At 59.7% G+C, this 21,768-nt stretch carries 24 protein-coding genes; 7 read left to right on the top strand and 17 right to left on the bottom strand.

All coding sequences use genetic code 11. From position 1 onward, the window contains the following. Nucleotides 1–83: 83 nt before the first annotated feature. The 3 genes from FHK95_RS16345 to FHK95_RS16335 are packed head-to-tail and all read right to left on the bottom strand — an operon-like array spanning nt 84 to nt 2,467. Nucleotides 84–1,124: a COX15/CtaA family protein gene (locus FHK95_RS16345; protein ID WP_150305705.1), complete on the bottom strand. Its 1,041-nt coding sequence runs from the start codon at nt 1,122–1,124 to the stop codon at nt 84–86. 6 nt (nt 1,125–1,130) lie between these two features. Further along, the gene (locus FHK95_RS16340) at nt 1,131–1,733 is read right to left on the bottom strand and encodes a hypothetical protein (RefSeq protein ID WP_150305704.1); all 603 of its coding nucleotides are present in this window, start codon (nt 1,731–1,733) and stop codon (nt 1,131–1,133) included. After that, entirely contained in the window at nt 1,730–2,467 is a 738-nt protein-coding gene (locus tag FHK95_RS16335) for an SURF1 family protein (RefSeq protein ID WP_235906812.1), read from the bottom strand. The genes FHK95_RS16340 and FHK95_RS16335 overlap by 4 nt, the downstream gene beginning before the upstream one ends. Nucleotides 2,468–2,533: 66 nt before the next feature. On the opposite strand from FHK95_RS16335, the gene FHK95_RS16330 reads away from it, so the two are divergent. Beyond that, entirely contained in the window at nt 2,534–2,746 is a 213-nt protein-coding gene (locus FHK95_RS16330) for a twin transmembrane helix small protein (protein ID WP_150305703.1), read from the top strand. 51 nt (nt 2,747–2,797) lie between these two features. On the opposite strand, the gene FHK95_RS16325 is transcribed toward FHK95_RS16330, so the two are convergent. Genes FHK95_RS16325 through coxB form a run of 4 tightly spaced genes read right to left on the bottom strand, consistent with a single transcriptional unit; the run spans nt 2,798 to nt 7,041 of the window. Continuing rightward, a complete protein-coding gene (locus tag FHK95_RS16325) occupies nt 2,798–3,697 on the bottom strand; it encodes a cytochrome c oxidase subunit 3 (RefSeq protein ID WP_150305702.1) in 900 nt (299 codons plus the stop codon). A 46-nt stretch (nt 3,698–3,743) separates the two neighbouring features. Beyond that, nucleotides 3,744–4,313 (bottom strand): cytochrome c oxidase assembly protein, encoded by a 570-nt coding sequence (locus tag FHK95_RS16320; RefSeq protein WP_150305701.1) that lies wholly within the window; start codon nt 4,311–4,313, stop codon nt 3,744–3,746. A 9-nt stretch (nt 4,314–4,322) separates the two neighbouring features. Next, a complete protein-coding gene (gene ctaD, locus FHK95_RS16315; protein WP_150305700.1) occupies nt 4,323–5,906 on the bottom strand; it encodes a cytochrome c oxidase subunit I in 1,584 nt (527 codons plus the stop codon). A 10-nt stretch (nt 5,907–5,916) separates the two neighbouring features. Further along, nucleotides 5,917–7,041, bottom strand: a complete 1,125-nt coding sequence (coxB, locus tag FHK95_RS16310) for a cytochrome c oxidase subunit II (protein ID WP_150305699.1) — start codon at nt 7,039–7,041, stop codon at nt 5,917–5,919. A gap of 427 nt (nt 7,042–7,468) precedes the next feature. On the opposite strand from coxB, the gene FHK95_RS16305 reads away from it, so the two are divergent. Continuing rightward, nucleotides 7,469–8,113, top strand: coding sequence for a hypothetical protein (locus tag FHK95_RS16305; protein WP_150305698.1), 645 nt, complete (start codon nt 7,469–7,471; stop codon nt 8,111–8,113). Between the two features lie 9 nt (nt 8,114–8,122). Here the strand turns inward: FHK95_RS16305 and FHK95_RS16300 are convergent, their stop codons facing one another. Both FHK95_RS16300 and prlC read right to left on the bottom strand, forming a co-directional pair. Continuing rightward, nucleotides 8,123–8,383: a YheV family putative zinc ribbon protein gene (locus tag FHK95_RS16300; protein ID WP_150305697.1), complete on the bottom strand. Its 261-nt coding sequence runs from the start codon at nt 8,381–8,383 to the stop codon at nt 8,123–8,125. After that, a complete protein-coding gene (gene prlC, locus FHK95_RS16295; RefSeq protein ID WP_150305696.1) occupies nt 8,380–10,440 on the bottom strand; it encodes an oligopeptidase A in 2,061 nt (686 codons plus the stop codon). The genes FHK95_RS16300 and prlC overlap by 4 nt, the downstream gene beginning before the upstream one ends. A 174-nt stretch (nt 10,441–10,614) precedes the next feature. Between prlC and FHK95_RS16290 the strand changes: the two genes are divergently transcribed. After that, entirely contained in the window at nt 10,615–11,157 is a 543-nt protein-coding gene (locus FHK95_RS16290) for a gamma carbonic anhydrase family protein (protein WP_150305695.1), read from the top strand. Nucleotides 11,158–11,309: 152 nt separating this feature from the next. Beyond that, nucleotides 11,310–12,332: an NADP-dependent oxidoreductase gene (locus FHK95_RS16285; RefSeq protein ID WP_150305694.1), complete on the top strand. Its 1,023-nt coding sequence runs from the start codon at nt 11,310–11,312 to the stop codon at nt 12,330–12,332. Between the two features lie 131 nt (nt 12,333–12,463). Here the strand turns inward: FHK95_RS16285 and FHK95_RS16280 are convergent, their stop codons facing one another. From FHK95_RS16280 to FHK95_RS16260, 5 genes are all read right to left on the bottom strand, one after another. Next, nucleotides 12,464–13,546 (bottom strand): 5-(carboxyamino)imidazole ribonucleotide synthase, encoded by a 1,083-nt coding sequence (locus tag FHK95_RS16280; RefSeq protein WP_150305693.1) that lies wholly within the window; start codon nt 13,544–13,546, stop codon nt 12,464–12,466. 10 nt (nt 13,547–13,556) lie between these two features. Then, entirely contained in the window at nt 13,557–14,048 is a 492-nt protein-coding gene (gene purE / locus FHK95_RS16275; protein ID WP_150305692.1) for a 5-(carboxyamino)imidazole ribonucleotide mutase, read from the bottom strand. A 207-nt stretch (nt 14,049–14,255) separates the two neighbouring features. Beyond that, complete coding sequence (locus tag FHK95_RS16270; RefSeq protein ID WP_150305691.1) at nt 14,256–14,972, bottom strand: carbonic anhydrase; 717 nt, start codon at nt 14,970–14,972, stop codon at nt 14,256–14,258. A gap of 25 nt (nt 14,973–14,997) precedes the next feature. Beyond that, complete coding sequence (oadA, locus tag FHK95_RS16265; protein WP_150305690.1) at nt 14,998–16,812, bottom strand: sodium-extruding oxaloacetate decarboxylase subunit alpha; 1,815 nt, start codon at nt 16,810–16,812, stop codon at nt 14,998–15,000. A 91-nt stretch (nt 16,813–16,903) separates the two neighbouring features. After that, complete coding sequence (locus FHK95_RS16260; RefSeq protein WP_150305689.1) at nt 16,904–18,319, bottom strand: acetyl-CoA carboxylase biotin carboxylase subunit; 1,416 nt, start codon at nt 18,317–18,319, stop codon at nt 16,904–16,906. A 173-nt stretch (nt 18,320–18,492) separates the two neighbouring features. On the opposite strand from FHK95_RS16260, the gene FHK95_RS16255 reads away from it, so the two are divergent. Next, nucleotides 18,493–19,428 (top strand): LysR family transcriptional regulator, encoded by a 936-nt coding sequence (locus FHK95_RS16255; RefSeq protein ID WP_150305688.1) that lies wholly within the window; start codon nt 18,493–18,495, stop codon nt 19,426–19,428. Nucleotides 19,429–19,430: 2 nt separating this feature from the next. Here the strand turns inward: FHK95_RS16255 and FHK95_RS16250 are convergent, their stop codons facing one another. Further along, entirely contained in the window at nt 19,431–19,628 is a 198-nt protein-coding gene (locus FHK95_RS16250) for a hypothetical protein (protein ID WP_150305687.1), read from the bottom strand. A 172-nt stretch (nt 19,629–19,800) separates the two neighbouring features. On the opposite strand from FHK95_RS16250, the gene FHK95_RS16245 reads away from it, so the two are divergent. Next, entirely contained in the window at nt 19,801–20,172 is a 372-nt protein-coding gene (locus FHK95_RS16245) for a DUF6746 family protein (RefSeq protein ID WP_150305686.1), read from the top strand. Between the two features lie 51 nt (nt 20,173–20,223). On the opposite strand, the gene dksA is transcribed toward FHK95_RS16245, so the two are convergent. Further along, nucleotides 20,224–20,643 carry an RNA polymerase-binding protein DksA gene (gene dksA / locus FHK95_RS16240; RefSeq protein WP_150305685.1) on the bottom strand — a complete coding sequence of 140 codons (420 nt, stop codon included), beginning with the start codon at nt 20,641–20,643 and terminating at the stop codon, nt 20,224–20,226. Between the two features lie 107 nt (nt 20,644–20,750). After that, a complete protein-coding gene (locus tag FHK95_RS16235; protein ID WP_150305684.1) occupies nt 20,751–21,122 on the bottom strand; it encodes a hypothetical protein in 372 nt (123 codons plus the stop codon). Nucleotides 21,123–21,286: 164 nt separating this feature from the next. Here FHK95_RS16235 and FHK95_RS16230 point away from each other — a divergent pair, with 164 nt between their 5' ends. Further along, nucleotides 21,287–21,766 (top strand): DUF1294 domain-containing protein, encoded by a 480-nt coding sequence (locus FHK95_RS16230; RefSeq protein ID WP_150305683.1) that lies wholly within the window; start codon nt 21,287–21,289, stop codon nt 21,764–21,766. The last annotated feature ends 2 nt before the right edge of the window (nt 21,767–21,768 follow it).

The following is a 21,768-nucleotide window of genomic DNA, read 5'->3' as shown; positions in this document are numbered from 1 at the left end:
GCTCGCTTTCGCCTTGCCTGGTCTTCGCTCGCTACGTTTGTCAAAGGCCCCCTGTCTTATTTTCGACCAGTATGCGTTACGGCTTAATTGCTTGCCAGCGCTGTGCTGCGGCTATCGACCAATTCACGGCCGCTGCTGGTCGACGCGCGCAAACGGTTGTTGACGGCCACCATCACCAGCAGCAGCACGGCGCCAACGGCGTTGTGCGCCACGGCAACCGACAGCGGCAAATGCGCCAGGACATTGGTGATACCCAGGCTGACCTGCGTACCAAGCACCACCAGGAGTAATCCGGCCAGGCCATTCTGGCCGAGTCTGAACAGGCGCCATGCCAGCAGCAGGACCACAATGCTGGTGACTATGGCGCCGATCCGGTGACTGAAGTGAATCGCCGTACGGCCGGGACCGTCCAGCATACCGCCGAGATAATTCGGTCCAATCTCCTGAAAGACATTGAAGCCGGCGGCGAAGTTCATGTCCGGCCACCATTCACCGTGGCAGGTAGGTAGATCGACACAGGCGACGGCGGCATAGTTGCTGCTGGTCCAGCCACCCAGGGCGATCTGGCCGATGACCACCAGCAACACCAGGCGGGCAAGATATCGGGTTCGGTTCAGGCCTGGAGACGGGGCCAGCGATGGCATTGCCCGGGACAGGCGCAGATTCAGCAATAACAGCAGGCTGAGGGTGGCGAAGCCGCCGAGCAGGTGCGTCGTCACAATCTGCGGCCAGAGCTTGAGGGTCACGGTCCACATGCCGAACAGGGCCTGGCAGATAACCAGCAACAACAGGCCCAGGCTGAGCGCTGTGGGGTAGCCCGGTTCGCTGCGCCGGCGCACCGCAAGCACCGCGAGCCCGAGAATCAGCAGGCCGAGTAGCCCCGCCGCGTAGCGATGGATCATCTCGGCCCAGGCCTTGAAGGTTTCCACCGGGTCATCGGGGAAGCGCATCTGCGCCATCTCCAACGCCGAGTCACTGCGCGGCACGCTGAGAAAGCCATAGCATCCCGGCCAGTCCGGGCAGCCCAGCCCGGCATGCACCAGGCGGGTATAGGCGCCCAGAATGACCACCACAAAACCCAGCGCCAGAGCGACCAGAGCCAGGATCGATACGTTTCTGCGCATGCTTGCTTATCCTACCTTGGAGACTTTCAACAGGTGCTTGAGATCATCCAGCAGTTTCTTGCCGGGTTCGTCCGGGTCCTGATGTAGGACAACCCTGCCGAGCGGATCGACCACCCATAGCTGAGCGCCCTGTCGCCAGGATTCCGGATGGGCGTTCAGGCTGCGCTGATAGGCATCGGTGCTCAGCGTAGTGCGCTCAAGCAGCGGAAAGTCATTTTCCAGGCGTTCCAAGAGCGCGGCGGGCTGCACCTGACCAGAGGCCAGAACATGCATGACGCGGCTGGCTTCCTTGCCCAGCGCTACGTTGATCTGGCGCGCCTCGTGCACCAGCGCCATGCAGGGATCGGTACATTCGCCCGTGCTGGTGACGACAAGGCGCCAGGGAGCACCGTAGCCAACCTGTTCCAGTTGCAGATCCCAGTCTTCGACAGTCACCGCCGGTTCGACCAGATCGGATTTGTTTTTCTGAGTATCCGGAATGCCGATATCAAATTTGGCCATGGCCCAGGCTGCGATCATCGGCAGCGCCACAACGCTGATGATGGCCAGCAATTTGAGCTGACCCCGTGGCTTGTTCGTGACGTTGGTCTGTTGGTTCGTTGCGTTCAAGGTCTCGCATCCCCGTCGGGTTCAGGCCGAAGTCCGGCCCAGATAAACAGAATCAGCAATGCCAGTGCCAGGGCGAACCACTGAACGGCATAGCCTGTGTGTTTGCTGGCGGTCATTGGCAGCGCCGGCCAGTCAAGTGTGAACGCAGCGGGGCTGCCGCTGCGTAGGCGTGCCACGTGGGGCAATAACTCGATACCCGCCTGGTTAGCCATGCTCTGCAGCTCAATGCTGGAAATCAACCGCGGCCAGCTATCGGAGGCGCTCTCATTGCCCAGCGAAAAGCCCGACTCGCTGGGAGCGACAATCTGCGCGTCCAGCCGCTGCTCCCCCTGCGGCGTATCGATTGCCGGGGCAATGCGCCGATCCGGCCACGCCAGCCAGCCCCGGTTGACCAGTATCTGCTCGCGGCTGGCGCGGTCGTTAAACGCCTGCAATACCTCGACGCCGGCGCGGCCCTCGCGAATACGATTGTCGAGCAACCACACATGCTGCGCATCGAAGCTGCCTTGCAGATGGACCGGGCGCCAGGCCGGATCCGGCAAGCCGATTGCCTGATCCAGCGTCACCGGTACCGCCGATCCAGCCTGGTCGATCAGTGCCTGCATGCTGCGCTTTTCCTCGGCGCGTTCCAGCTGCCACCAGCCCAGTCCCAGCAACAGTGGCATAAACGCCAGCACCCACAGGCTCAGCAGCCAGCCGGGGCGAAAGCGCGCAGGCATCACAGCGGCAGACATGGCTTCGTGCAGCTTGGGTGGAAGGCTATACTGCGACAAATTCGAATAAACATGGACGGAATACTTATGTGGTTGAAACTGGCCATTCTGATTTTGCTGGCGGCGCTGGTAGCGAGCCTGTTCAGCGGATTGTTCTTTCTGATGAAAGATACCGAGCGCAGCGACCGGCTGGTCAGTGCGCTGACGGTGCGCATCTCTTTGACAGTCGCGGTAGTCTTGCTCATTGCGTATGGCTTCTGGTCCGGACAGCTAGGCTGGAATACGCCCTGGCTCCATTGACGTCTTCCCGGTACTGAGCTGCCAGCGCGGCGAGGCCGCGCTGGCACAGCATCACACGACGTAGACAAAGATAAACAGACCGACCCACACCACATCCACAAAGTGCCAATACCAGGCCGCAGCCTCGAAACCAAAGTGGTTGTCCGGCGTAAAGTGGCCCTTCATAACCCGTATTAGAATGATGCTGAGAATCAGCGTTCCCATCGCCACGTGGAACCCGTGGAATCCCGTCAGCATGAAGAACGTCGCGCCGTAGATCCCCGAATCCAGGGTCAGACCGAGGTCATTGTAGGCATGGATATACTCCATGATCTGCAGGGTCAGGAATATCAATGCCAGCACCACCGTCAGCAGCAACCACAGCGTCAGCGCAGTACGCTTGGCCGCGCGCAGTGCATGGTGAGCGAAGGTAACAGTGACACTCGATGAGATCAGAATAATGGTGTTGATCAGTGGCAGCTGCCAGGGGCTGATAGTCTCCGTGGGGCCAGGGAAAATGGCCGGATCGGGGTTCTGCAGCAAAGGCCAGACAAACTCGAATTCAGGCCATAGCATTTCGGTCTGAGCCTTGTGGCCCTCGCCTCCCAACCAGGGGCCGGCCAGCATGCGCACGTAAAACAGCGCGCCGAAGAAGGCCGCAAAGAACATCACCTCCGAGAAAATGAACCAGCCCATCCCCATGCGGAACGAGCGATCCATCTGCGCACTGTAGAGGCCCTGCCGGCTCTCGGTAACCACGTTGCTGAACCAGCCGAACATCATGTAGGCGATGATCAGCAGGCCCGCCAACAACACCCAGTGACCGATACCACCATCGGAACCGGCGCTCATGTTGTTCATCATGGTGCCAGCACCAAACACCGTTACCAGCAGACCAAGCGAGCCAACAATCGGCCATTTGCTCTGCGGCGGTACATAGTAAATTTCATGACTCGGGTCGTGACTTGCCATCTTTTGTTCTCCTTATAGGCAGCCTGATTAACGCATGTCGAACGGTTCAGTTATGGGGCTGCATCGACGCCAGATCGAGGCTGGCTGCCATTCGCTCGGTCACATCAAACAAAGTGTAAGACAGGGTCAGCCGTTGGACTTCACCGGGAAGTGCGGCATCCACGATGAAGCGCACCGGCATCTCAACCCGCTCGCCCGGCTGCAACACCTGCTGGGTAAAGCAGAAGCACTCTGTCTTGTGGAAATACGCCGCGGCTTTGGATGGCGATACGCTGGGAATCGCCTGCGCGACCATCGGCTTGTCAGTCGGGTTGTGCGCGGTAAAGATCATCTCGCGGGTTTCCCCAGGGTGCATCACCAACTGGCTGGCACTCGGGCCGAAGGACCAGGTCATGCCTTCGGCATTGGTCGAAACAAACTGCACGCGAATCGAGCGGCTTTCGTCAATGACTTCTGCACCCGCTTCGTAGGCCGTGCCGCGGGTTTTGCCGTTGATCCCGAAGGCATCGCACATCACGTCATAGATCGGAACCAGCAGGAAGCCGAAGCCGAACATGCCCACCACCAACAGTGCCAGTCGCGACACCAGGCGTTTAGTGCTAATGCCTTCGCTCATGGGGTTACCTCACTTCACTTCCGGAGGGGTGGTGAAGGTGTGATACGGCGCCGGTGAGGGCACGGTCCATTCCAGACCTTCCGCGCCTTCCCAAGGGTTGGCAGCTGCCTTCGGTCCACCACGGATGCACTTGATGACGATATACAGGAACAGCAGCTGGGTAGCCCCGAACATGAAGGCGCCGACCGAAGAGACCATGTTGAAGTTGGCGAACATCATGTTGTAGTCGGGGATCCGCCGCGGCATGCCGGCCAGACCCACGAAGTGCATCGGGAAGAAGGCCAGGTTCATGCCCACGAACGACATCCAGAAATGCGTCTTGGCCAGGACTTCGTCGTACATGAAACCAGTCCACTTTGGCAGCCAGTAATACGCCGAGGCAAAGATGCCGAAGATCGCGCCGGGCACCAGTACGTAGTGGAAGTGGGCCACCACGAAATAGGTGTCGTGATACTGGAAGTCCGCCGGCGCCATCGCCAGCATCAGCCCGGAAAAGCCGCCGATGGTGAACAGAATCACGAAGGCCACCGAAAACAGCATGGGCGCCTCGAACGTCAACGAGCCGCGGAACATGGTCGACACCCAGTTGAACACCTTCACCCCGGTGGGCACGGCAATCAGCATGGTGGCGTACATGAAGAACAATTCGCCGGTCAGCGGAATCCCCACAGTGAACATGTGGTGCGCCCACACCGCGAAGGACAGAAACGCGATGGCGCCGGTGGCATAGACCATGGAGGTGTAGCCGAACAGTGGCTTACGCGAGAACGCCGGGATGATCATGCTGACCGCGCCGAAGGCTGGCAGGATCATGATGTACACCTCGGGATGGCCGAAGAACCAGAAGATATGCTGGAACATCACCGGATCGCCGCCACCTGCGGCATTAAAGAAGCTGGTGCCGAAATGGATATCCATCAGCATCATAGTGACGGCACCGGCCAGTACCGGCATCACCGCAATCAGCAGGAAGGCGGTGATCAGCCAGGTCCAGACGAACAGTGGCATTTTCATCAGCGTCATGCCCGGAGCACGCAGGTTGAGCACGGTGGCGATGATATTGATCGCCCCCATGATCGAACTGATACCGGCCAGGTGGATGGCGAAGATGAAGAAGGTCACGCTCGGTGGGGCATAGGTGGTGGAGAGCGGCGCGTAGAAGGTCCAGCCGAAGTTCGGACCACCCCCTTCCATGAACAACGTCGACAGCAGCAGGCCGAAGGCGGCAGGCAGCAGCCAGAAGCTGAAGTTGTTCATCCGTGGCAGGGCCATGTCCGGCGCCCCGATCATCAACGGGATCATCCAGTTGGCCAGGCCGACAAAGGCCGGCATCACTGCCCCGAACACCATGATGAGACCATGGGTAGTGGTCATCTGGTTGAAGAATTCCGGCTGCACCAGTTGCAGGCCGGGCTGGAACAACTCCGCGCGGATAACCATGGCCATGCTGCCGCCGAGCAGGAACATGGCAAAGCTGAACCACAGGTACATCGAGCCGATGTCCTTGTGATTCGTCGTCAGTACCCAACGCATCAAACCCTTGGCCGGACCATGTGCATGGTCGGCGTGATGGTGATCGATCACTGCACTCATGACAGGTCTCCTATTGATCTTCTTCTAATTCGAGGATGTCGAGCGGTGTCACCAAATCGCCGGTATCGTTACCCCAGGCGTTACGTTCGTAGGTGATGACCGCTGCCAGATCTACCTCGGAGAGCTGCGCACCGAACGCCGCCATGGCGGTACCCGGGCTGCCGTTGACCACGATGTCGATGTGGCCGGTGAGATCATTCATGACCATGTCCGTCCCGACGAGTGACGGGAAGGCGCCTGGAATACCCTGGCCGGTTGGCTGGTGACAGGAGGCACAGGTGCTGGAATAGACGCGCTCGCCTCGTTCCATCAGCTCCTCGAGCGTCCATTCCTTTTCAGTCAGCTCGGCTTCGCGGGCGGCGAATTCCTTCTTCTCCGCCAGCCAGGTGTCATAGTCTTCCTGGGACCGGGCGTCGACCACGATGGGCATGAAGGCATGATCGCGGCCGCACAGCTCGGTACATTGCCCACGATAGATGCCGGGCTCTTCCACGCGGGTCCAGGATTCGTTGATGAACCCTGGAATCGCATCCCGCTTGACGGCCAGCGATGGAACCCACCATGAATGGATCACATCCGCGGAGGTGACCAGGAAGCGAACCTTTTTGCCCACCGGAATGACCACTGGCTCGTCGACTTCGAGCAGGTAGTTTTCGCCCTTGTCGGCCACGTTGTTGATTGCATCGCGGGAGGTCGTCATGTGGCTGAAGAAACTGACGTCTTCACCAACATAGTTATATTGCCAACGCCACTGATACCCCGTCACCATGATATCGATGTCAGGATCCTCGGTATCGTAGATGTCGATCAGCGTCTTGGTAGCGGGAATGGCGATGCCTACCAGAATAAGCAGCGGAATGACGGTCCAGAGAATTTCGACCGTGAGGTTCTCGTGAAAGGTCGCCGGAACGGCTCCGCGAGATTTCCGGTGCATAAACATCGACCAGAACATTATCCCGAACACGATGACGCCAATGGCCACGCAAATCCAGAATATGGTCATATGGAGATTGAAGACCGAGTGACTGACGTCTGTCACCCCTTTGGTCATGTTTACTTCCCAGTCGGCGCTGGCGGAACTGCTGACTGCTAGCAGTGACAGACCACCCAGCCAGGCACTTGCATATCGCAACATTCCCGGTTCCCCTGTTTATTTTTTTTATCAACCAAACTGGCGCAACGGGGAGATCGACCCATACTGCAAAGGTCTTGCAAAAGCCTGCTTACATTTCCCCCAAAGGTCCTGACAGGCAAAAGCGCAGCCCCCCAACGGCTACCAGACAGTCCCGAGTATAGCCCCGGCGGGGGTGATCGCAATATCTGGTTGCGGTTTATTTTGACCCGGGTCAAGCACGTTTCGGCACAGTTGTGGTAGTCAGTAGCTCTTCCATGGGCTTTGTGACGCTATCAGCAGATTACCCAAATAAATATAATGCCTCACCGATGAGCCACTTTGACGGTGCTTGGACCCTCTGCTAGCTTTAAACTGTTTTCCCTATCCCCCACCGCGGGCAGCCGCGTAGTGCCCACATCACATCATGTAGTACTCGCATGGAGTTTCCATGAACATTTCCGGATTAAGAGAGCGCGTCGCCGAGGCACGCGCGAACCAGCAGAGCGAGGCAGCCTTGAGAGACTGGCTGGAGCACCGGCTGCCCGACCTGCATCCAGCGATTGCACCGGAGCCTGGTGAGGCTGCAACTTTGTTGAGCTTCATCAATGCTTACATCGCTCAGGTGCCGGATATCCTTGAAGCAGCCGAAGCGGTGGCCGAGGCTGCGCAGCTGCGGACCCGCTTGCTGCCGGTACTGAAAGTCGCGGAAGATTTTTTTCTGCAGCCGCCCGCCCTGCCGGCGGATCATCAGGGCATGCTGGCGCTGCTTGATGAGGCCTATCTGGCGCACCGGTTGGTGGAAGAGGTCAACGATAGATATGTCATGCATGGCTGCGGCCCGCTGATCCCGCTAGGCATGACCCGCGCCAACCTGATTGTCCATCAGTTGTTGGGCGAACCCTTTTCCAATGAGCTGGATGTGCAGGTCGAGCGCACAGCGCAGACACTGATCCCGGAAACGCTGTTTGAAGGTGAGGCGTTCCAGGCCTACAAGGCGCAGATGGGCCCGGAAACCTGTCGCAGGTTATGGGACCAGTGGCCTTGTATGTCCGAGGAGCTGGGGGTGGAGATCAAGTGGCGCGCCGCCGCCTGACCTCCGGGTTCACTTCTTCTTCAGTTTCGGGTTGGGAAAGAACTGCACCGTATGTGAGGTCGCCGCCGGTTTCGCCGGCTTCGGCGCCGTCACTCGAGTCGGAATCTCACGGGGCACCGAGTTGCCCCGCTCATCCAGGGTATCGGCGAAGCCGCAACTGACGCATTCGCGATGCGGCACGCCATCCTCTTCGTACATCACGATGGTGTCCATCTGACTGCAGGCGGGGCACACCGCCCCGGCAATAAAGCGTCTCTTCATATCCGTCATGCCGCTTCGTCTCCGGTCAGGCCGCTGTGGCGCAACAGAGCATCGATGGATGGCTCGCGCCCGCGGAAGGCAACGAACAACGCCATGGGCTCACAGCTGCCGCCCTGCGCCAGGATGGTGTCGCGGAAGGCGCGTCCGGTGTCGATATTGAAGATGCCTTCCTCTTCGAAGCGTGAGAATGCATCGGCGGACAGCACTTCAGCCCATTTGTAGCTGTAGTAGCCGGCCGCGTAGCCGCCGGCGAAGATGTGCGCAAAGCCATTCTGGAAGCGATTGAACGCCGGCGGGCGCAACACGGAGGTTTCATCGCGTATTGCATCCAGTACCTGCTGAACGCTGCGACCAGGCTCGCGTCTGGCGTGCAACTCGAAGTCGAACAGGGAAAATTCGATCTGCCGAAGCATGCCCATGCCGGACTGGAAGTTGCGCGCGGCAAGCATTTTCTCCAGCAGGTCCTGCGGCAGCGGCTCGCCGGTCTCGTGATGGCCTGACATAAGTGCCAGACCCTCGGGCTCCCAGCACCAGTTCTCCATGAACTGGCTTGGCAGCTCGACGGCATCCCAGGCGACGCCGTTGATCCCCGACGCCGAGGCGTAATCGACCCGGGTCAGCAGGTGATGCAGGCCATGACCGAATTCGTGGAACAGGGTAGTGACTTCATCGTGCGTCAGCAGCGCCGGTGTGTCGCCAATTGCCGCAGTGGCGACTGGCGGCGTAAAATTGCACACCAGGTAGGCCACCGGCCGCTGGATATCACCACCCGGCAGCAGACGACGGTCGCGCGCGCCATCCATCCAGGCGCCGCCACGTTTGTTGCTGCGCGCGTAGAGATCCAGGAAGAAGCGCCCGATGACCTGGCCATCCTCAACAATTTCGAACAGCCGTGCGTCGGGATGCCAGCGGTCGAATTCATCGACTTCACGCATCTCGACGCCATAAAGACGTCCGGCGATCGCAAACATCCCGTCGAGCACCTTGTTCACTGGAAAATACGGGCGCAGCGCTTCCTGGGAGATGGCATAGCGGTGCTGGCGCAGTTTCTCGCCGTAATACCCGACATCCCATGCCTGTAAATCCTTGCAGCCCTGTTCGGCAGCATATTCGCGAAGCGCCTGCAGATCGGCTCCGGCCGCCGGCTTGCTGCGCTTGGCCAGATCACGCAGAAAGCCCAGTACCTGATCGGTGCTGTCGGCCATTTTGGTGGCCAACGACAGTTCCGAGAAATTGGCATAACCCAACAGTTCGGCCAGCTCCTGGCGCAGGGCGAGGATTTCGTCGATCAGCGGGCCGTTGTCATTCTCGCCAGCGTAGGGGCCTTGATCAGACGCGCGCGTACTGTAGGCGGTATAGACCTCTTCCCGCAGCGCCCGGTTATCGGCGTGGGTCATCACGGCGAAATAGCTGGGGAATTCCAGGGTGATCAGCCAGCCGTCCAGCTCCCGCGCTTCAGCGGCCTGGCGTGCCTGCGCCATGGCTGACTCGGTCAGCCCCTGCAGCTCGGCGGCATCGGTAATCTGTTTGCTCCAGGCCTGAGTGGCATCCATCAGCTGATTGGAGAACGTGCTCTGCAGCTCGGAGAGGCGCATCTGGATATCGCCGTAGCGCTTTTGCTGCGCCGGGGGCAGGGCGATGCCCGACAGGCGGAAATCACGCAGCGTGTGCTCGATGATGAATTGCTGCGCGGCGTCCAGGTTGGCGAAGTCATCGCTTTCGGCCAGTTGGGTATAGGCTTCAAACAACTGCTGATTCTGACCCAGCTCGGTGAAATACTCGCTGAGCAGGGGCAGGCTGCTGTTATAGGCGTCGCGTATTTCGGGGCTGTTCATCACGGCATTCAGATGGCCCACCGGCGACCAGGCGCTCGACAGCCGCTCGCCCAGATCGTCCAGCGGCTCGATGAGATCCGACCAGGTCCACTCGGTCGGGTTGGTCGCCAGCAACGCGTGCAGTTGCTTGCGATTGTCCGCCAGGATCTGCTCGATGGCCGGCTTGACGTGCTCGGCCTTGATGGCGCTAAAGGGTGGCAGGTCGTAGGGCTGCAATAACGGATTTGACATGGCGTTTGGGTATCCTGATTCGAGAAAACACGGACTTTGACCGTCATCTTATTTAATATGACGCCTTTTGGCACGGCTGGTGGCGTCACCGATCCGAAATGAGGGTTGCCGGCGAGCCGCCCGACGCTCCGGTGCCGAACTGTGCCAAGAGCTTCCTGCATAAGGTGCAAAGCCATGAATGTAAGACCTTTCGCAAACAAGACGCCGCAGCTTGGGCAGGGCGTGTTTGTCGACCCCTCGGCAGTAGTGCTGGGTGACGTAGTGCTGGGTGACGATTGTTCGATATGGCCGGCGGTGGTAATTCGTGGGGATATGTTGCATATCCGCATCGGCGCACGCACCAGTGTACAGGACGGCAGTGTGCTGCATATCACCCACGCCGGGCCTTTCAACCCCACCGGCTACCCGCTGATCATCGGCGACGACGTCACTATCGGCCACAAGGTGTTGCTGCATGGCTGCACCATTGGCAGCCGGGCACTGATTGGCATGGGCAGCATCGTGATGGACGGCGCTGTGGTTGAGGACGAAGTGATTCTGGGCGCCGGCAGTCTGGTGCCGGCCAACCGTACGTTGAAAAGCGGGCACCTGTATGTGGGCAGTCCGGCGCGGGCCATCAGGCCGCTGACCGACGACGAAAAGGCGTTCTTTACCTATTCGGCCAACAATTACGTGCGCTTGAAGAACGAACATCTCGCTGAGGACTGGGCCGGCTGATCGCGTTAGGGCATGGTTTCGGTCTGCTAATTGGTGCTGGATCAGAGTCATGAATAGTAGCCTGCGGAATCTGTTCCGGGACTGAACCTGGTCTATGATCTGGGGCTGCTTCACTCGAAGCTGTCATTCAACCATTCAGCACGCGAGGCACCATGACCGACTTTACCAATCGCAAGATAGTTCTCAAGCAACGCCCACAGGGTGAAATTCGCGACGGCGATCTGGTCATGGAGCAAGAGCCGGTACGCGACATTCGCGACGGCGAGGTTCTGCTCCAGACCCTTTGGCTGTCACTCGATCCCTATATGCGGCCACGCATGAATGACTCCAAGGGCTACATGGATCCGATCGGCCTCGGGGAGACCATCGTCGGCGAAAGCGTATGTCGGGTCATTGAGTCGAAGTCCGGCAACTACAGCGTCGGCGATCTGGTCACCTGTTACACCGGCTGGCAGGAATATTTCATCATTCCCGGCGACGCGCAGATGGTCTACAAGATCGAGCCCAAGGGCGTACCGTTGCAGGCTTATCTGGGTGTGGCCGGCATGCCGGGGCGTACCGGTTACTGCGGTCTGAAATTCGTTGGCAAACCCAAGGCCGGTGAAACGGTGGTAGTGGCTGCGGCCTCAGGTCCGGTGGGTACGGTCGTGGGCCAGACTGCCAAGCAGATGGGGTGTCGCGCGGTGGGTATCGCTGGTGGTGAGGAAAAGTGCCGCTTCGTGGTCGAGGAGCTGGGCTTTGATGCCTGCGTCGATTACAAGGCCGGCAACCTGCAGGCTGATCTCAAGGCGGCCTGTCCCGACGGCATCGACGTGTACTTCGAGAATGTCGGCGGCGAAGTGACCCGTGCGGTAGCAAAATTGCTCAACCCGGGTTCGCGCGTGCCGATCTGCGGTTATGTGTCAGCCTACAATGCTGAAGATGCGAGCAAGGTCGAGACGCCGTTCCAGGTCTTCAAAGCCATGGAAACCCCGCCCGAGCACCGCTTCTTTTTGGTGACCGAGTGGCAGGACCGTCATCAGGAAATTACCGGCATATTGGCTGAGCAGGTGGCTAACCATCAGCTGAAATACCGCGAGTCGGTGGCCGAAGGTCTGGAGAATGCAGTCGAGGCGTTCAAGGGAATGCTCAACGGCAAGAACTTCGGCAAGCAGCTGGTACACATCGCCGACTGATTAGGCAAAGAAAAAGCCGGCGTTGCTACGCCGGCCTTTCCTGGATGTTCCTGGGAGTGTAGTGCGCCTGCGCTACACCAATGCTGTGCCTGGGCTCCGTCGTCGAGTCCGAACGCAGCCCTCTCGGCAGTTCAGCCCTTGATCAGTTGCTCTACCTGATCAATCCGCGCCTGCAGCGTCGCCTTGTCGGCACAGCGCAGCGTGGCGTGCCCCACCTTGCGGCCCGGCTTGAACGCCTTGCCATAGTGATGCAGATGACAGTCTTCGATTGCCGTCATCTTTTCCACCGGCGGCACTTCCCCGATCAGATTGACCATGGCGCTTTCGCCGACGCACGCGGTGGAACCAAGTGGCAATCCGGCAATGGCGCGCAGATGGTTTTCAAACTGACTGCACTCTGAACCTTCAATCGTCCAGTGCCCGGAATTATGCACCCGCGGGGCAATTTCGTTGGCCTTGAGCCCACCCTCAACCTCGAAGAATTCGAAGGCAATCACGCCGACGTAATCGAGCTCTTGCATGACCCGCGCAAGGTAATCCTCGGCCAGGCCCTGCAACGGGTGGTCGCTGCTGGCGACGGAGCGTTTCAGGATGCCATCTTCGTGGACGTTGTGAACCAGCGGATAGAAGCGTGTTTCGCCGTCACGGCCACGCACCCCAATCAACGACACTTCGCCGTCGAAGGGTACAAAGCCTTCGAGAATGCAGGGCACAGTGCCCAGCTCGGCGAAGGCATTGTGGGCATCCTCCGGATAACGCAGCACCTTCTGACCCTTGCCGTCGTAACCCAGAGTGCGGGTTTTCAGTACCGCCGGCAGGCCGATGCGCTTGATGGCCGCTTCGAGGTTGTCCTGGGACTGGATATCGGCGAACTCGGGGGTGGGGATCTCCAGCTCGAGGAACATGGACTTCTCGAACCAGCGATCGCGGGCGATACGCAACGATTCGGCGTTGGGGTAGACCGGGACGTATTGCGCCAGAAAGGCCACCGTCTCGGCCGGTACGCTTTCGAATTCGAAGGTCACCACGTCGGCTTCATCGGCCAATTGGCGAAGATGGTCATGATCGCTGAAATCGGCACGCAGATGTTCACCTAACGCCTGTGCGCAGGCGTCCGGAGCCGGATCAAGAAAAGCAAACTGCTGACCCAGCGGAGTGCCCGCCAGCGCCAGCATCCGTCCCAGTTGTCCACCGCCGATTACGCCAATCTTCATGCTGTTATCCTCACGCCTGACGCGGGTCCGGGTTATCCAGCACCATTTCGGTCTGCTTGTTACGGAAATCATTCAGTGCCTGGTGAAACTGCGGATGCTTGGCGCCGAGAATGCTGGCGGACAGCAGCGCAGCATTGATCGCCCCGGCCTTGCCAATCGCCAGCGTGGCAACCGGAACACCGGCGGGCATCTGCACGATCGACAGCAGCGAATCGACACCGGACAGCATAGACGACTGCACCGGGACGCCAAGCACTGGCAGGTGCGTCTTGGCCGCGCACATGCCGGGCAGGTGCGCAGCACCGCCGGCACCAGCGATGATCACTTCGATGCCCCGGCCGTCGGCTTGCTCTGCATACTGGAACAGCAGATCAGGGGTGCGGTGCGCGGAAACCACCTTCACCTCGTAGGGAATGCCTAACTGTTCCAGCATATCGGCCGTGTGGCTCAGGGTCGACCAGTCGGACTTGGAGCCCATGATCACGCCAACCAGTGCGGTCATTGTTGTTGCCTCATTCAGTTGTGCCGCTCAATCGCGGTAAAAACCAACAAGCCACGCAAGAATGACTGGCGTGGCTTGGCGGTGCAGCCTGCTGTAGGGAAGTGCCTCAGCAGTGCGCAGAATATGAAGCGGCACAGTATAACCACATTCGGGTGCGATCAGAACTGATCTGCGCCACGCGTGAGCGCAGCGCGGAGGTTCAGTGCCTTACTCCCCCTGGGCGATAGGGGAGTAGCGCGATTTGGGTGTGGCCATCGGTAGGGGGCCGTCATCGATCAAACGGAATTTCCCGGTTGAAGCGTCGTAGGCTCTGATCTCGCAGGTTTCGATATCGTAGACCCAGCCATGGATGAACAATTGCCCGCTTGCCAGCCGTGCCGCTACCGATGGGTGGGTGCTCAGATGGTTCAGCTGCGCCACCACGTTTTCCTCGGTCAAGGCGCCCAAGGTGGTGTGATCGGCGCAGCCGCAGTTCTCCTCAACCACTACCCTGGCCACCTCGGCATGGCGCAGCCAGGCCTTTACTGTCGGCATGCGTTTGAGCGAGCCAGGGTTAAGTACTGCCTTCATCGCGCCGCAATCGGAATGGCCGCAGATAATGATGTGATGCACGTCCAGCGCCATGACGGCAAATTCAATCGCCGTTGAGACGCCGCCCAGCATCTGCCCGTAAGGCGGCACCACGTTGCCGACGTTCCGGGTAACGAACAGATCACCCGGAGCACTCTGGGTGATCAACTCGGGCACCACGCGTGAATCGGCACAGGTGATGAACATGGCCTTCGGCTTTTGCTCATGTGCGAGTTTCTTGAACAGCTCACGCTGCGCGGGATACACCTCGGTGCGAAACCGCTTCAGGCCCACAACGATTGATTGCAGGGCTTCTTCGGCCGTTTCCGGCTTGTCTGAATAGTCTTCGTTCATAGTTGATCCCCAGTTGTCCCGCCGCTCAGGCTTCGATTTCAATTAGGATTTCACCCGGATTGACCCGGTCACCCTTGGCCACGTTCACCGCCTTGACGGTACCGGCGATAGCGGCCTGAATTTCGCTTTCCATCTTCATCGCCTCGCTGACCAGCACCGCTTGGCCTGCGGTGACCGCATCACCCACCGCCACCAGCACTTCAACAACGTTGCCCGGCATGCTGGTGGTAACGTGGCCGGGGTGGCTGGCCTGGCGACGATGGCTGGGTTCGCCGCCGGCGGTGAAGGTATTGAGTGGCTCGAACACCGCCTCCTCTGGCATGCCGTCCAGGCTCAGGTAAAAATGACGCTTACCGGTCGACTTGACGCTCACACCCGTGATATCCACCCGATACGACTCACCATGCACATCGATGATGAACTCGGTCGGCACACCGTCCTCTGACATCGGCTTGGCCTGGGCGCTGTTCGGCGGTAGCAGCTCCTCGGGCTTGAGCGTACCGGCGGCGCGCTCTTCCAGAAACTTGCGCCCGATATCCGGGAACATGGCATAGGTCAGGACATCTTCCTCGCTGCTGGCGATACTGCCTGCCTCTGTCCGCAGTTTGTCCATCTCCGGCTGGATAAGGTCCGCCGGACGCACGTCGATGACCTGTTCGTTGCCGATGGCGCGGCGCTGCAGCTCCTGATTGATGGGCCCCGGCGCCTGACCATAACGGCCCTGCAGGTAGAGCTTCACTTCGTTGGTGATGGTTTTGTAGCGCTCGCCTGCCAGCACGTTGAATACCGCCTGGGTGCCGACGATCTGCGAGGTCGGCGTCACCAGTGGCGGAAAGCCCAGGTCCTCGCGTACCCGCGGGATTTCTTCGAATACTTCCTGGATGCGGTTCAGCGCGTTCTGTTCTTTCAGCTGGTTGGCCAGGTTGGACATCATGCCGCCGGGTACCTGGTTGACCTGCACGCGGGTATCGACCCCGGTGAATTCGCTTTCGAACTGGTGGTACTTCTTGCGCACCTCGTGGAAGTACAGGCCGATGTCCTGCAGCAGCTCCAGATCCAGCCCCGTGTCGTATGGCGTGCCCTTGAGTGCAGCGACCATCGACTCGGTGCCCGGATGGCTGGTGCCCCAGGCCAGCGACGAAATAGCCGTGTCGATATGGTCGGCGCCGTTCTCGATAGCCTTGATCTGACACATGGCCGCCAGGCCGGCGGTGTCATGGGAATGGATATATACCGGCAGTGACTGCTCGCTCTTCAGCGCCTTGACCAGCTCACCGGTGGCGAAGGGCGTCAGCAGGCCGGCCATATCCTTGATCGCCAGCGAATCGCAACCCATGGCTTCCATCTGCTTGGCCTGTTCGACGAAAGCCGCGACGGTATGCACCGGCGAGGTGGTGTAGGCGATGGTGCCCTGGGCGTGCTTGCCCGCTGCCTTCACCGCTTCGATGGAGGTACGCAGGTTGCGCACATCGTTCATCGCATCGAAGATGCGGAACACATCGATGCCGTTGGCGGCGGCCTTGCTGACGAAGGCGCGCACCACATCATCGCTGTAGTGGCGATAGCCGAGCAGGTTCTGGCCGCGCAGCAGCATCTGCAGGCGCGTGTTGGGCAGTGCTTCGCGCAACTGACGCAAACGCTCCCAGGGGTCTTCCTTGAGAAAACGAAGGCAGGCATCGAAGGTGGCGCCGCCCCAGACTTCCAGCGACCAGTAGCCAACCTGATCCAGTTTCGGACAGATCGGCAGCATGTCTTCAGTGCGCATGCGGGTGGCCAGCAAGGACTGGTGGGCGTCGCGCAGCACGGTATCGGTGACAGTGATCTTGCGTGGGGTATTCATGATCTATTCCTTCGCTGAAGGCCTGAGGTTGGAAGGTCGTTGCCTGGGTTTCCCCGGCGTTTCGCCTTCTGCCTCAAGCGGCAGTTAATCGTTAGAGTCCGGCATGTGCGGCAATGGCCGTTGCGATCACCAGGGCTATTTCCTCTGGCTTGCGTTTGGTGGAGTAGCGCGTGAGCTCGGGATGGGTCTCGACGAAGCTGGTGTCGAATACGCCCGTGCGGAACTCCGGATTGCGCAGGATCTCCTGGTAGTACTGCGTGGTGGTCTTCACCCCGTGCAGGTGCATGTCATCCAGTGCGCGCAGCCCTCTGTCGAGCGCTTCTTCCCAGGTTGGCGCCCAGACAATCAGCTTCAGACACATCGAATCGTAATAGGGCGGAATGCTATAGCCGGTATAGATCGCGGTATCCACCCGCACGCCAGGCCCGCCCGGTGCGTAGTAACGGGTAATCTTGCCGAAGGAGGGCAGAAAGTCGTTCTTTGGATCCTCGGCGTTGATGCGGAACTGGATGGCATAACCCTGATATTTGATGTCCTCCTGTTTCACCGACAGCGGCAGGCCCGAGGCGATGCGAATCTGCTCGCGGACAATATCGATGCCGGTGATCTGCTCGGTGATGGTGTGTTCGACCTGCACGCGGGTGTTCATTTCCATGAAATACACCTCGCCCTCGGCCAGCAGAAACTCCACCGTGCCGGCGTTCTCGTAACCCACTGCCTGGGCTGCGCGCACTGACAAGTCGCCAATATAGGCGCGCTGCTCCGGCGTCAGCTGCGGACTGGGCGCGATCTCGATGAGCTTCTGGTTGCGCCGCTGGATCGAACAGTCGCGCTCGAACAGATGCACGGTATTGCCGTGGCTGTCGGCGAGGATCTGCGCTTCGATGTGACGCGGATTGACGATGCATTTCTCCAGGAACACGTCCGCCGAGCCGAAGGCCTTGGTCGCTTCGGATATGACCCGGGGCCACGCCTGTTCCAGTTCATGCTGATTGTTGCAACGGCGGATCCCGCGGCCGCCGCCGCCAGAGGTGGCCTTGAGCATGATCGGGTAGCCGACACGCTCGGCTTCGGCCAGCGCGTTCTGCAGATCGCTCAGGTTGCCTTCGGTGCCGGGCGTTACCGGTACGCCGGCCCTGATCATGCTGCGCCGGGCCTCGGTCTTGTCACCCATGCGGCGAATGACTTCTGCGGACGGGCCAATGAAGCGGATACCGCGTTCGACGCAGATCTCTGCCAGTTCGGCGTTCTCGGAGAGGAAGCCATAGCCCGGATGCAGCGCATCGCAGCCGGTTTCCACCGCCAGATTGACCAGCTGGCGCGGGTTCAGATAACCCGCCAGCGGGTCGCTGCCAACGTTATAGGCTTCGTCGGCGCGTTTGACGTGCAATGCGTACCGATCGGCCTCGGCATAGATGGCGACCGAGCGAATATTCAGCTCGGCGCAGGCGCGCACGATTCTGACGGCAATTTCACCGCGGTTGGCGATGAGTATTTTCTTGATCATGGCCGTTCCTCCTGAGGGTGGTCGGAAAGGTCAACACGGCGTCACGGCCCTGACGCGTGAAGACCTTGATCAACTTACGCCTGGTGGTGCGCGGAGAGAAACGAATAATAATTGCGCAAGGTATTAGTAATTACTAATGTATCTAGCTGGGTTCAAAACCTTTAAGGAATGTTATGCGTCGATCATTGTGGCGAATCACCTTGCGCCAGTTACAGGTCTTCCGCGCGGTCTGTCATACGCTGTCCTACAGCCGCGCGGCCGACGAGATGGCGCTGACGCAATCGGCGGTCAGTCAGCAGATCAGACAACTGGAAGAGCTGGTGGGTGCCGCGCTGTTTGAATATGTCGGGCGCAAGCTGTATCTCACCGAGGCGGCAAATCATCTGCTGAAGGCGAGCGAAGATGTGTTTCAGCGGCTCGACAACCTCGACATGAGCTTATCGACGCTCAAGGGCAGTCTGCGCGGTGAGTTGCGCATCGCGGTCGTCAGCAGCCTTCAGTACCTGACGCCGCATCTTCTCGCCGCCTTTTTGCAGCGCTATCCGGACGTGAGCTTCCGTCTGGAGGTGACGCGCCGAACTCAGGTGATACAGCGCCTGCAGGATAACCGTGATGACGTGGTGCTGATGGCACTGGTGCCGGAGGATCGGGCGCTGGAGTTCTTCCCCTTTCTGAACAATCCGATCATCGCGGTGGCGCGGCCGGATCATCCATTGGCCGGGCGCACGGGCCTGGCGCTCGCGGAACTGGAACAGCATGTACTGCTGCAGCGCGAGCCGGGTTCGGGCACGCAAAAAGCAGCGGACGAGTATCTGGATGAAAAGCGTGTGCATCCACGCCGCGTGCTGCAGTTGGGTTCCGGCGATTCGATTATCCAGGGCGCATTGGCCGGCTTGGGCGTGACGCTGGTCACCCAGCATGCCGCGGCGCCCTTTCTGCGCAGCGGCGAGCTGGTGCAACTGGATTTCAGCGAGCTGCCGCTTTATCGCAGCTGGTGCGCCGTGCATGCCCGAGGCAAGCGCCTAAGCCCCGTGGCAGAGGCTTTTCTGGCGTTCATGCGCGAGGAGCGAGCACTGATCCGCGAGCTGGCAGCGCGCTTCACCACCTGAATCTAATACCAGTGGCTCGAATCGCGCAGCTGGCTGCCGAGCAGATCGTGAAAGTCACAGACCTGCTTGTGCAGGACCTGACCGTCACGGTAGTCCTCAATGGCGCGTCGATAGGCCATGCGTTTTTTGTCCTGCTCGAGGCGACGCTGACGACGCTGGGTGCTGGTGCTGTCGGTTGCATTATCTGGTTGGAACGTCATGGGTTTGCTCCGTGAACGTGTATGCCATATCGCACGTCCTATATTGGCCAATACCGCATGACAGGGTGATTACAGCGATTTGAGCAGGTGTGACAATAGCGCAAGGATCGTATTGATAATAATTCGCATTATGCTATCGTTCCCTTCGAACCCACTACGCAAGGATCGACACATGAAAGCACGCGGATTGATCGTGGCTGCGCTGATTACTCTGGCTAGCCCGACGCTCATGGCTAGCGAGCGCCCGGACCACTTCAAGGGAGAGGCCGCGGAGACACTGCCGCAGGCGGTGAGCAATTTTTCTGAATACAATGAGAAGCTGTCCGCCCTGGTTGAACAGGACGAGCTGACCGCTGCAGAGCTGCATGAAGTGCACGAGCTGACCTACACGCTGGAAAACGCCTTGGCGAAAATCCAGGATGAACTTGAGGATCTGGCGGAAACGCTGGAAGAGGTGCATGTCGCCTCCGAAAAGTCGGACGCTGCGACAGTGAAGGAGAAGGGGTCAGAGTACCTGGAGACGTCGCGCCAGCTGGTGAAGTAACCCGCGCATCTTCGCCGGCGCGCTGTCCGGCGAAGAGTTCGCGTGGACTGCTCAGGCCTCGCGCAGGTGCTTTTCCATCTCTTCTTCGCGTTCCTTGGCTTCGATGGAAAGCGTAGCGGTCGGGCGTAGCAGCAGCCGTTTCAGCCCAATGGGTTCGCCGGTCTCGGCGCACCAGCCGTAGCTGCCGTCGGCGATACGATCGAGGGCCTGGTCAATCTTGTCGAGCAGCTTCTTTTCCCGTTCGAGCAGGCGCAGTTGCCATTGGCGTTGTTCTTCGGCGCTGCCGCTATCAGCAATGTCTGTGTTCGGCTCGTAGTCACGTAACGCCTTGAACTCGGCGTCGATGCGCGCTTGCAGATCAGCGCGCTGCTCCAGTAGCAGCTTCTGAAAGAACGCCAGTTGGCCCTCATTCATGTAATCGGCTTCGGGCTGGGCTAGCAATTGCTCGGTTGTGAGTGCTGTTTCGCTCATGGTAGTTGGCCTTGTTCAGGTGGCTTGAGGCTCATATCTGAGATTAACCGCCGGCTTAAGTTCCGCGCGCAACGCTGTTGCGCGCTAGTGCGCTCCATTGCTGGGGATCAGGGGGTGGCAGAGCGCAGCGACGCCAGTCGGGACTGCCAGTCGCCGCCGTTAACCCGGGCACAGTCTTCCTCCGTGTCAAAACGGACATGGGCTTCCACATTGCTGAGGGCGATACCGGCCTCTTTCAGCGCGTCAGCGCTCAGTTGATACATGCGTTTGCCCTGACCGCTTTCGAGTGCGCGGGTGAGATTTTCGCGGATATCGAAGACCCAGATAATCTGCAGGCTGGATGGAAAGGCATGACGCTCGACTTCGTGGGTAAGCCATGAGAAGCCCACTATTTCGCTTTTTGCGGTCTCGCAGGCCTCGGTCAATGCAGAGACGAGTGCTCGCTCGATCTGTCCTTGTTCGCGCTGATTATTCTGCATGTCGTCGCCTTTCAGTTGGATGTCCTGTCTGAACCATATTGACCATCGCTTTGCCTGAAGGTGCCGGCCCGGCGTCCTGCCGGGCGGCGCGCTGTCAATGAATGAAAGCGTAGCGCAAAATCACCACAGATTCGCTGGGGCGGATAGGGATAGAGAGGAAAACAATGGGACGAGCAGCAGAACCGCCGCGCAAGCCGGGTGCCAGATCACAAGCGGCCGGTAACCGGCGACATCAGCCGGGTAGGGCGGGTGTTCAGCACCGGACGTTCAAGCTGGTGGCGTTGGGGCTGTTGTGCGGGTTGCCGCTGGTCGGTTCGCTACAGCTGGCTGGTGGTGCGATTTACTGGCCACTGGCGATCTACATCGTGGGGAGTGTTATCAGCTACCTGATGTATCGATCCGACAAGGGCAGCGCCATCGCGTCGCGCCAGCGCATCCCGGAAAAACGGCTGCATCTGGCGGAAGCTCTGGGCGGTTGGCCTGGGGCGCTGGTGGCGCAACAGGTATTGCGACACAAGACGCGCAAGCTGTCCTATCAGCTGGTGTTCTGGCTGATCATCTTGCTGCATCAGCTGTTCTGGATCGACTGGTTGGTGCTGGACGGGCGCGCCCTGGGTGAGTGGGTGCGCCCGTTCTTCAGTTGAAG

It is taken from the genome of Pseudomonas saliphila (assembly GCF_008638345.1).
Classification (GTDB): domain Bacteria; phylum Pseudomonadota; class Gammaproteobacteria; order Pseudomonadales; family Pseudomonadaceae; genus Halopseudomonas; species Halopseudomonas saliphila.
Note: the sequence above shows the minus strand (reverse complement) of the source record. Positions and strands in the feature narration are given on the sequence as shown.

Bases quoted from the DNA above. Each gene is read 5' to 3' on its own strand.
- FHK95_RS16345 (WP_150305705.1), bottom strand. From the start codon at position 1,124: ATGCGCAGAAACGTATCGATCCTGGCTCTGGTCGCTCTGGCGCTGGGT.
- FHK95_RS16335 (WP_235906812.1), bottom strand. From the start codon at position 2,467: ATGTCTGCCGCTGTGATGCCTGCGCGCTTTCGCCCCGGCTGGCTGCTG.
- FHK95_RS16330 (WP_150305703.1), top strand. From the start codon at position 2,534: ATGTGGTTGAAACTGGCCATTCTGATTTTGCTGGCGGCGCTGGTAGCG.
- FHK95_RS16325 (WP_150305702.1), bottom strand. From the start codon at position 3,697: ATGGCAAGTCACGACCCGAGTCATGAAATTTACTATGTACCGCCGCAG.
- FHK95_RS16320 (WP_150305701.1), bottom strand. From the start codon at position 4,313: ATGAGCGAAGGCATTAGCACTAAACGCCTGGTGTCGCGACTGGCACTG.
- ctaD (WP_150305700.1), bottom strand. From the start codon at position 5,906: ATGAGTGCAGTGATCGATCACCATCACGCCGACCATGCACATGGTCCG.
- coxB (WP_150305699.1), bottom strand. From the start codon at position 7,041: ATGTTGCGATATGCAAGTGCCTGGCTGGGTGGTCTGTCACTGCTAGCA.
- FHK95_RS16305 (WP_150305698.1), top strand. From the start codon at position 7,469: ATGAACATTTCCGGATTAAGAGAGCGCGTCGCCGAGGCACGCGCGAAC.
- FHK95_RS16300 (WP_150305697.1), bottom strand. From the start codon at position 8,383: ATGACGGATATGAAGAGACGCTTTATTGCCGGGGCGGTGTGCCCCGCC.
- prlC (WP_150305696.1), bottom strand. From the start codon at position 10,440: ATGTCAAATCCGTTATTGCAGCCCTACGACCTGCCACCCTTTAGCGCC.
- FHK95_RS16290 (WP_150305695.1), top strand. From the start codon at position 10,615: ATGAATGTAAGACCTTTCGCAAACAAGACGCCGCAGCTTGGGCAGGGC.
- FHK95_RS16285 (WP_150305694.1), top strand. From the start codon at position 11,310: ATGACCGACTTTACCAATCGCAAGATAGTTCTCAAGCAACGCCCACAG.
- FHK95_RS16280 (WP_150305693.1), bottom strand. From the start codon at position 13,546: ATGAAGATTGGCGTAATCGGCGGTGGACAACTGGGACGGATGCTGGCG.
- purE (WP_150305692.1), bottom strand. From the start codon at position 14,048: ATGACCGCACTGGTTGGCGTGATCATGGGCTCCAAGTCCGACTGGTCG.
- FHK95_RS16270 (WP_150305691.1), bottom strand. From the start codon at position 14,972: ATGAACGAAGACTATTCAGACAAGCCGGAAACGGCCGAAGAAGCCCTG.
- oadA (WP_150305690.1), bottom strand. From the start codon at position 16,812: ATGAATACCCCACGCAAGATCACTGTCACCGATACCGTGCTGCGCGAC.
- FHK95_RS16260 (WP_150305689.1), bottom strand. From the start codon at position 18,319: ATGATCAAGAAAATACTCATCGCCAACCGCGGTGAAATTGCCGTCAGA.
- FHK95_RS16255 (WP_150305688.1), top strand. From the start codon at position 18,493: ATGCGTCGATCATTGTGGCGAATCACCTTGCGCCAGTTACAGGTCTTC.
- FHK95_RS16250 (WP_150305687.1), bottom strand. From the start codon at position 19,628: ATGACGTTCCAACCAGATAATGCAACCGACAGCACCAGCACCCAGCGT.
- FHK95_RS16245 (WP_150305686.1), top strand. From the start codon at position 19,801: ATGAAAGCACGCGGATTGATCGTGGCTGCGCTGATTACTCTGGCTAGC.
- dksA (WP_150305685.1), bottom strand. From the start codon at position 20,643: ATGAGCGAAACAGCACTCACAACCGAGCAATTGCTAGCCCAGCCCGAA.
- FHK95_RS16235 (WP_150305684.1), bottom strand. From the start codon at position 21,122: ATGCAGAATAATCAGCGCGAACAAGGACAGATCGAGCGAGCACTCGTC.
- FHK95_RS16230 (WP_150305683.1), top strand. From the start codon at position 21,287: ATGGGACGAGCAGCAGAACCGCCGCGCAAGCCGGGTGCCAGATCACAA.